The sequence below is a fragment of the Sphingomonas bacterium genome (assembly GCF_903644135.1).
Classification (GTDB): domain Bacteria; phylum Pseudomonadota; class Alphaproteobacteria; order Sphingomonadales; family Sphingomonadaceae; genus Sphingomonas.
Window position 1 is genome coordinate 1 of record NZ_CAHJXA010000353.1, and the last position, 2,767, is coordinate 2,767.

Annotated in this window: 3 protein-coding genes; all 3 read right to left on the reverse strand. The window is 69.2% G+C overall.

Going from position 1 to position 2,767, the window contains the following annotated elements:
* Window positions 1–355: potassium-transporting ATPase subunit C (locus HUU96_RS14340; protein WP_174293419.1), on the reverse strand; the 355-nt coding region annotated here is incomplete at its 3' end.
* Between the two features lie 14 nt (window positions 356–369).
* Window positions 370–1,215: a transporter gene (locus tag HUU96_RS14345; protein ID WP_254605250.1), complete on the reverse strand. Its 846-nt coding sequence runs from the start codon at window positions 1,213–1,215 to the stop codon at window positions 370–372.
* An 18-nt stretch (window positions 1,216–1,233) separates the two neighbouring features.
* On the reverse strand, window positions 1,234–2,767 hold a 1,534-nt coding region (gene kdpB / locus HUU96_RS14350; RefSeq protein ID WP_174293420.1), incomplete at its 5' end, for a potassium-transporting ATPase subunit KdpB.

Here is a 2,767-nt window from a genome sequence, read left to right on the forward strand (position 1 = left end):
GCATCGCTCCCGCTACGCCTTCCGCGCGGCGATGCGCGACGTCGCCGCGCACCCGGTCGGCCAGCGCCTTCGACGCCGGCCCCAAGTTGAAGCCGCCCGATGCAAGCGGGTCATAGCCCTTCCCGGCCGCCGATGGCCGCGTCTGGAAGTAACGGTCGGCGACGAACGCCTGCCCGACCAGCTCCGAGCCGATCGTGCGGCCGCCAGCGACGACCAGGCTGCCATTGGCGGCATGGGGAAACAGCAGCTGGCCGATACCGGTCATCGCCAGGGGATAGCCGATCCCGAGCAGCAGCGCGAACAGGATCGTCATGACGATCGCCGGGCGCAGCGAGGAGGCAAGGTCGGAGTTCATGGCGTTGGTCCTCTTCAGAAGCGGGTCGACAGGCCGAGGTAGAGCTGCGCGCCCGGCGTTGCCGTGTTGAGCCCGGCATTGCCGCCGACATCGATCTGCCAGCTCGGCGAGATCAGGTAGGTGACGGCGAGGTCGAGCGAATATTGGTGGACGTGACCGGCAGGGTCGAGGTTCTGCGCGGTCCACAGCTCGCCGTACATCGTGACCTTCCTGCCGACCGGATGCGACAGGTTGGCAAGCATGGTCAGGCTGGCGTGATGACGCCCCGACCGGTCGCCATCGGCGAGGATGTCCACCTCCGGCCCGACGGTGAGGGTGAACCCCTCCGGCAAGGGCACGTTGGCGGCGACGATCGTGCCGCCCTCCCACTCGCGATTGCCGATGCCCGCCCGCGCGGTCGGTGCCTTGACATAGGGGATGACCGAGACCTGCGTCCTGGCGCTATCCGCGGTCAGCCGCTGCTTGAGGCGCAGGTACAGGTCGCCAACACCGCCCAGCGTCGCCACGCCGCCGCTCGCATCGCGGCTGCGCACCGTCTCATGGGGCGCAAGGTTGATTTCGAGATCGGTATGCGTGCCGATGCCGATCTTCGCGGTGGGGTTGGTGTAGAGCAACGTGTCGGTCTGCGCTCCCGCCACCGACAGCTGCGTCCAGTTGGCCAGATCGGCCTCGATCTGGACGTCGCCCTTGGGCACCGTGCAGGCGACATTGGCCTTGGTCGGGCGGTCGGTGCAGATCGGCGACGGGTCCGAAGCGGCGTCGGGCGTCGGCAGCGGTCCGGCGCGCGGGCTCGCATCCTGAGCCATCGCGGGAGCCGCCGCGAGCAGCGCCAGGCCGGCAAATGAGGGCGAGAACATCATCCGTCGCTCCGGGCACGCTTAGGCAAGGGCGAGACCGGTAACGACGAGATCGACCAGCTTGATCCCGACGAACGGCGCGAGCAGGCCGCCGAGACCGTAGATGGCGAGGTTGCGGCGCAGCAGCGGCCCCGCCCCCATCGGCTTGTAGGTGACGCCCCTCAGCGCCAGCGGCACCAGGCAGGGGATGATCAGCGCGTTGAAGATGATCGCCGACAGGATCGCGCTGGTCGGCGAGCCCAGCCGCATGACGTTGAGTACCGACAGCCCCGGATACAGCACCACGAACATGGCGGGGATGATCGCGAAATATTTCGCCACATCGTTGGCGACCGAGAAGGTGGTCAGCGCGCCGCGGGTCATCAGCAGCTGCTTGCCGATGCCGACCACCTCGATCAGCTTGGTCGGGTCGCTGTCGAGGTCGACCATGTTGCCCGCCTCGCGCGCCGCCTGTGTCCCCGTGTTCATCGCCACGCCGACATCGGCCTGGGCCAGCGCGGGCGCGTCGTTGGTGCCGTCGCCGCACATCGCCACCAGCCGGCCGCCGCCCTGTTCCTGGCGGATCAGCGCCAGCTTGTCCTCCGGCGTCGCCTGGGCAAGGAAGTCGTCCACCCCTGCCTCGGCGGCGATGGCGGCGGCGGTCAGCGGGTTGTCGCCGGTGATCATCACCGTGCGGATACCCATCTGGCGCAGCTCGCCGAAGCGCTCGCGGATGCCGGCCTTGACCACGTCCTTGAGGAAGATCGCGCCGAGCAGACGACCGTCCTCGGCCACCGCCAGCGGCGTGCCGCCGGCGCGGGCGATCTCGTCGGTGATACGGCGCAGTTCGGTCGCGGCGGCGGTCTCGCCCAGCCCCGGATGGGCGCGCAGGATCGAGTCGACCGCGCCCTTCTCGATCAGCCGCTCGCCAAGCTTGACGCCGGAGATGCGGGTTTGCGCGGTGAACGGGATGTTCTCGGCGTCGTCGGGCAACGCGGCCGTGGCCACGCCGAACTTCTCGCGCGCTAGCACCACGATCGAGCGGCCCTCCGGCGTCTCGTCGGCAAGGCTGGCGAGCAAAGCCGCCTCGGCGAGCGCCTGCGGGCCGGTGCCGCCGATGCTGCGGAACTCGCTCGCCTGGCGGTCGCCGACCGTGATCGTACCGGTCTTGTCGAGCAGTAACACGTCGATATCGCCCGCCGCCTCCACCGCGCGGCCCGACTTGGCGAGGACGTTGAAGCGCACCAGCCGGTCCATGCCGGCGATGCCGATTGCCGACAGCAGCGCGGCGATGGTGGTGGGTATCAGGGTGATGAGCAGCGCCGCCAGGATCGCCACCGGGATCGCGCCGCCGGCATAGCTGGCAAAGGCGGGGATGGTCGACACCGCGATCAGGAAGATAATGGTCAGGCCGACCAGCAGGATGGTCAGCGCGATCTCATTAGGCGTCTTCTGCCGCTCCGCGCCTTCGACCAGCGCGATCATGCGATCAAGAAAGCCCTGGCCGGGGTCGGCGGTGACACGCACCCGGATCTCGTCGGAGATGACGCGGGTGCCGGCGGTGACGGCGGAGCGG

Bases quoted from the DNA above. Each gene is read 5' to 3' on its own strand.
- HUU96_RS14345 (WP_254605250.1), bottom strand. From the start codon at position 1,215: ATGATGTTCTCGCCCTCATTTGCCGGCCTGGCGCTGCTCGCGGCGGCT.